The organism is Sphingomonas sp. ABOLE (assembly GCF_003950455.1).
Lineage (GTDB): Bacteria > Pseudomonadota > Alphaproteobacteria > Sphingomonadales > Sphingomonadaceae > Sphingomonas > Sphingomonas trueperi.
Window position 1 is genome coordinate 1 of sequence record NZ_QQWY01000080.1, and the last position, 5114, is coordinate 5114.

The window sequence follows — 5114 nt, forward strand, 5'->3', positions numbered from 1 at the left end:
GGCCTTGAACCACCGGATTGGGCCGCAAGCCGGCGACTGTGCGACCTGCACGGGCCGCGTCGATTCCAGCTGTCGCCGCTTCCGCAGCAGGGGCCGAACCGCCCGCTGCACTGACCGCTTGGTCAAGTGTGTAGACCGGCGCGTCCTGCGCAACAGGCGCGGATGGTCCGACCTGCGCCTGCGCCATCGTGGCGCAAGACGCTGCGGCCAGCATGGCCGCGAGGATACGATGCATGAAAATAGGACTCCTGACGATGATCGACAGGGGCGCGCCAATGCGCGCCCAAATCGGACGTCAGGCTTGGGGGGGCCTCAAATGGACCATGCCAGTGCGGCCATCGAGCGACGCAGAGGCGGAGATTGTCGGCTTGGGCATCGTGAGGACGGGGGTATATTCCATCGTCATGCGCGACGGCGCACCAACATCATGACCATGACAGTTGTGATGGTGCGGGACGTTCTTGTCCGAATCCGACGGCACCTCGTCGATGTCGCCGGCGGTATGAACGGTAAACTCAACGCCCGCGATGCTTCCCCCCGCCAAATCGGCGGCATGAGCCATGCCGGAGAAGCTGGTTAGGACCAGCATCAGGCATGTGAGGAGAGGCAAAAAGGCTCGCACGAACCCGCCCCTATCACGGAAAGGTTTCCATGTCATTGCAATAACTCGCGAGCCGGTGCCTTCGCGGCACGCCATGCCGGCCAGGCTTCCCCAAGCACGCGCCATGCCGAGCGCAGGAAGATCACGGCGATCAACCCGCCGACGATGATGTCCGGCCAAGCCGAGCCGGTCAGGCCGACTAATCCGGCAGCCGCGAGAACCCCGACGTTTGACGCGACATCATTGCGCGAGCACTCGAACGTGCTCGACATGTTCACATTCTCGCGGCGGAAGCGCCAGAGCAGCGCGAGGCAGATTAGGTTCGCAACCAGCGCGGCGCTGCCAACCCCGAGCATCAAGCCCGATGCCGGAGGAACGCCGTTCGCAATCTTGTCAGCGATCTCGAAAATGACTGCGACGCCGAAAGCCAGGATGATGCCACCCTTCGCCAGTGCTGCCCCCGCCTCCCAGCGCGCACCCCGATGCAATGCATAGAGACTGAGCGCATAGACCACCGCGTCGCCGAACATGTCGACCGAATCCGCCATCAAGGCAGAGGAACGCGCGACGACGCCGCCGCCAAACTCGACCACGAACATCGCGAGATTGATGAGCATCACGATGATGAGCACGCGGCGCTGCTCGGCCTTGCGACCAAGTTCCGCGATCGTGTCGCGTTTTGATGAGCAACATGCGTCTGCCATTATCGAAGCTCGATTCGTGGATCAGACGCCCTATATGAAACCTCATCCTACTAGAGGGTCAAGAGGTTCGGCGATGAAAATCGGTGAGATCGCAAAGCGCACTGGGTTGAAGATAGAGACGGTCCGTTTCTACGAGGCAGAAGGGCTGGTTCCCGCTCCCATCCGTAGCGGTGGCAACTATCGACTCTATGATCGCTCGCACCTTGATCGCCTGTCGTTCATCAAACGCTCGCGTGATCTGGGTTTCACCCTGGATCAGGTTCGTGCGCTCCTGCGGCTTTCAGATGATCCGCGCGGTTCCTGTGCCGAGGCCGACCAGATAGCTGCGGTCCACATCGCGGAAATCGATCGCAAGCTGGCCGACCTTACAGCGCTGAGGTCGGAAATCGCGCAGTGGGGTGACACCTGCAACGCCAGCATCGTTGCCGAATGCAAGGTTATCGACGCCCTGTCGCATTGAACCAAACCAAGTTGGGCGCGACCCTGCCGGGCACGGCTCTATCGGCGCCCTGGCGTGCGCCGACCGAGCCACCGTGCCGGCGTCTCGGCCCAAAGGGTAACGATCCTCGCGTGAGGTGTGCCACATGGCACACCTGTCGCCGCTGCCCGATGGGCGCGACTTCACTCGCCTAGCGCCGCGGCCCTCCCCCGGAGGCCCGCCAGCGCGGGGAACACCAAGGGCTGCTGCCCTTTCGTTCCCGAAGGAAAATAGACGCCCCCGTGTTGTCCGCCAAGCGCGGCACCCGACGCCCTGATGGGCGTCGGCCGCGCTAGGGCGGCCTGCCCGCGCCAAGGCCATCGATTTTCCTCCTCCCTCCCCATCCCGCTCCTCGCCGGAGAGGCAGACCCGGTCGCTGCGGCAACCGGCTTTCAGCCGCAGGAAGAAGGAGAAAGGACAATGGCTTACACCCGATACAAGGGCGATCCCTACTGGAAACGGGCCAAGGTGGGCGGGACCAGTGCAGACGGCACCCCCTACGCCAAAGGCGACCGCGTGTTCTTCTATCCACGATCCGGCGCGACCTACGCAGGCGACGCCGCGACCCGCGCATCAGCCGAGTTCGACGAGCTGGCAAGCCTCGAAGGCTGATCCATTCCCCCAACCAGGTGCTCGGCAATGGCCTCGAGCTCCGCGGCTGAGGCTCGGTCGCGGCGGTGGTCGACGGCGCGGCGGCGATGAACGCTCGCCGGGCAGCGTCGAATACATCACCCCGATCGCCGCCTCCGTCGCTGAAACCGACATCGTAGGCGGCCCTCTCGCTGGCCTTCTCACCGTCATCTCGCCGGCACTCTCGATACGCCCATCCGGATCGCGCTGCGTACCACCCCTCCGCATATCGGACCGCCTCGTTCCAATCGAGCCTATGTGTGTCCCGTCCCCGGAGGATGGCCAGATCGCGATCGTCGATCGTGCCGGCGTCAGCCTTCCCCTCGATAAATGCAAAGTTCCGCGCACGGCGGGCCCGCTCCTGCTCCTTCTGCATCGCGTCGTGCATCGGCCGCATTGCGGCAACGCGGGCGCGCGTGCGAAGCATCCGTTCGTCGAGAGCCGCGCTCGGCGGCAAGTCTGGATATTCCCGCCAAATTGATGCCAGGGTCTCGGCATCGCAGGCGCTGCGGCCGCGCGCCATCCACGTCGCCGCAGAGGTGGGATCGAACTGTTCCATCGACCTACATCCCATCGTGGTTGAATTATCATCGAAATCGCGCGCAGTCTTGAGCGGCTAGTCCTGGCCTAGCTTCACCAGATGCTCCCAGCAGGCCGCGAGAGCATCGTCGAGCGTCGCGCACTCGCCAAGCTTCTGCGAGCTCGATCCTGCGGCGGTGATTACCCGTGCATGCGGCTCCCATACCGGCTCAGCCCATTCTTCCGGCCACGCATGGAAGCCATAAGGGTAGGCCACGATGGAGAACGGGGCCCACAGGCGCGGGTGTAGGTTCGTCAAACGAGCAGAAGGGACGCTCATGGTCGCCTCACATACCGTAGAGTTGGGGAGGGAGCCGGCGCGCCGCGCCCTCGGGGTGCGGTTAGCCGAAGAGCGTTTCCGCCTGATCCGGCATGGCGTAGTCGAGCTGCAGCTCGTGGACGATCCGCCGTGCGAACCGCTGCGGATCCACCAGTTCGCGAACGCCGGCGAAGTGGTTGCGGCCGCCGGTATAATCGGCACGTCCCCGGCAGGTCCGGTAGAGGACTTCCCTATCGAGACCGCACAGGCCCAGGCTGAGCTGCACGTAGCACTTCTCCGTGTGGAGGATGATCTCGCCCGAGACTGCGGGACCGCCCCGGCAGGACCGTACCTCGTACTGCCCGCTTTCCAGCTGCAGGGCCTTGGCCAGCGCGCGCATCGCCTTCTGCCCCTCTGAGTGGAAGGCGTTCTTCGCTGGTGCATCGAAGTCCACGCCGCGGTGCGCGAGCGTCACCAGGACTGGCGCGCCCCGCAGTTCCTTGATCGCCTGCATGCACCTGCCCTGCAGCTCGACGGGGCCGGGTCGCGTGTCACATACCGCGGCGAAATGGCGCGCCAGAAGAATGACTGCAGGATCTTCCTCTGCGCTTACGCCGGCGTTCCGGCAGTCGTCCATGGCCTTGCTGATCGCGTGGAGCGTGCTGCCAATCGTGGTCAGCGCACTGGGATCGAGGGCCTGCTGGTGGCGGAAAGCAACATCGAAGGTCATGGGATGTCTCCGGGGAAGCGGAGCGCGAAATCACGCTCTCCCCTTCCCTTCCCCCTCTCCTCCTGAGCGTCCTGCGAGCTCCCGACCAGTGCGGAGCAGGGTAGTTGCTAGCGCCTGCGCCGCTCGCAAGAGAGCCGCGCGCCCTTCCGCCAGCGGCTCGGCTCGATGAAATCGCCGCCATGGATGCCAAGGTGCTTCGCTTCTGCCTGGTCAAACGCGGCCTGGTAGCGCCGCGCGCGGGAAGGATCGGTCTTCAGGAAGTTGGGTGTCGGCACGGCGTATCCGGCGGCGATCATCGCTTCTCCGAGGTCCTGGCCGCCTACGTCGACGGCAGCGATCGGCCGCCCATAGCTCTGCTGTCCCGTCAACCGGATCGACACGGGGCCTCGCTTCATCAGCTTGGATGCGAAGTCCTGGGCGGCCTTGCCGCAGGGCCAACAGGACGAACCCTTCGCGCAGAGCGCTTTGCGCTCGACGGCATCCGCGCCAAACAGGCGGAAATCGACGGCAATCGTGTCCCCGTCGATCGCGTGCGCCTGCGCCTCGAAGCCGTCGCGGTCGCGCTGACCTGCACTCGCGTCAGGCAGCACGTCGCAGCTGCTCGTGGCGAACATAATCGCAATTGCGATTAGGCGCATTTCAGCATTTCCTTTGTCGGCTCGCCGGCGCGCGTGAAGACGGTCCGATGCACCTTCGTCTCAGGCACGATGGACCATTTCAGCTTGTAGAAGTGGCGCACCCGGTAGGGGCCATTACCGTCGAGACGGAAGAAGCGGAGCTTGGCGCCATCCTTCCGCACGCGGAAATCGGTTTCTTGCCTGTCGTCGCTGCAGGTCAGCGGGCTCTCGAAGCGCACCAGGGCGCCATCGGGCACCTCGCGGCGCCTGCTAGCAATCGCCGCACGGCAGCGCGCTCGCCAATCGATCGCATGAGGCCTGTCCGTTTCGCTCAGAAGGTCGAGGATCCGCTCGGGACATTCGGCTTCATGTGGGCCCATGCTCTCGTCCAGTCGGGTAGGATTGGTGCTGCTCATGGAGTCAGCCCTGATCCCCCCGCCGAACCGCACGTGCAGCTTTCACCGCATGCGGCTCTCCACTGTGACGAACCATCACTTTGCCGTAGATCGGGCAGGC

At 64.5% G+C, this 5114-nt stretch carries 7 protein-coding genes and 1 pseudogene; 2 read left to right on the forward strand and 6 right to left on the reverse strand.

From position 1 onward, the window contains the following. The 3 genes and pseudogenes from CA234_RS23750 to CA234_RS23760 all read right to left on the reverse strand — a co-directional run. Positions 1 to 235 (reverse strand): annotated as a pseudogene (locus CA234_RS23750) (TolC family protein); the annotation flags it as partial. A gap of 60 nt (positions 236 to 295) precedes the next feature. Then, positions 296 to 589: a hypothetical protein gene (locus tag CA234_RS23755; RefSeq protein WP_126002916.1), complete on the reverse strand. Its 294-nt coding sequence runs from the start codon at positions 587 to 589 to the stop codon at positions 296 to 298. A 65-nt stretch (positions 590 to 654) separates the two neighbouring features. Next, on the reverse strand, positions 655 to 1305 hold the full coding sequence (locus CA234_RS23760) for a cation diffusion facilitator family transporter (protein ID WP_053556561.1): 651 nt from the start codon (positions 1303 to 1305) through the stop codon (positions 655 to 657). 73 nt (positions 1306 to 1378) lie between these two features. On the opposite strand from CA234_RS23760, the gene CA234_RS23765 reads away from it, so the two are divergent. Next, a complete protein-coding gene (locus CA234_RS23765) occupies positions 1379 to 1765 on the forward strand; it encodes a helix-turn-helix domain-containing protein (protein ID WP_019368266.1) in 387 nt (128 codons plus the stop codon). Positions 1766 to 2203: 438 nt separating this feature from the next. Then, positions 2204 to 2395 (forward strand): hypothetical protein, encoded by a 192-nt coding sequence (locus CA234_RS23770; RefSeq protein ID WP_053556559.1) that lies wholly within the window; start codon positions 2204 to 2206, stop codon positions 2393 to 2395. Positions 2396 to 3333: 938 nt separating this feature from the next. Here CA234_RS23770 and CA234_RS23775 read toward each other — a convergent pair. From CA234_RS23775 to CA234_RS23785, 3 genes are all read right to left on the reverse strand, one after another. Continuing rightward, complete coding sequence (locus CA234_RS23775; protein ID WP_066721810.1) at positions 3334 to 3981, reverse strand: hypothetical protein; 648 nt, start codon at positions 3979 to 3981, stop codon at positions 3334 to 3336. Between the two features lie 107 nt (positions 3982 to 4088). Beyond that, positions 4089 to 4595 carry a thermonuclease family protein gene (locus CA234_RS23780; protein ID WP_084253382.1) on the reverse strand — a complete coding sequence of 169 codons (507 nt, stop codon included), beginning with the start codon at positions 4593 to 4595 and terminating at the stop codon, positions 4089 to 4091. Between the two features lie 14 nt (positions 4596 to 4609). Then, positions 4610 to 5014 (reverse strand): hypothetical protein, encoded by a 405-nt coding sequence (locus CA234_RS23785; RefSeq protein ID WP_066721814.1) that lies wholly within the window; start codon positions 5012 to 5014, stop codon positions 4610 to 4612. Positions 5015 to 5114: the final 100 nt, after the last annotated feature.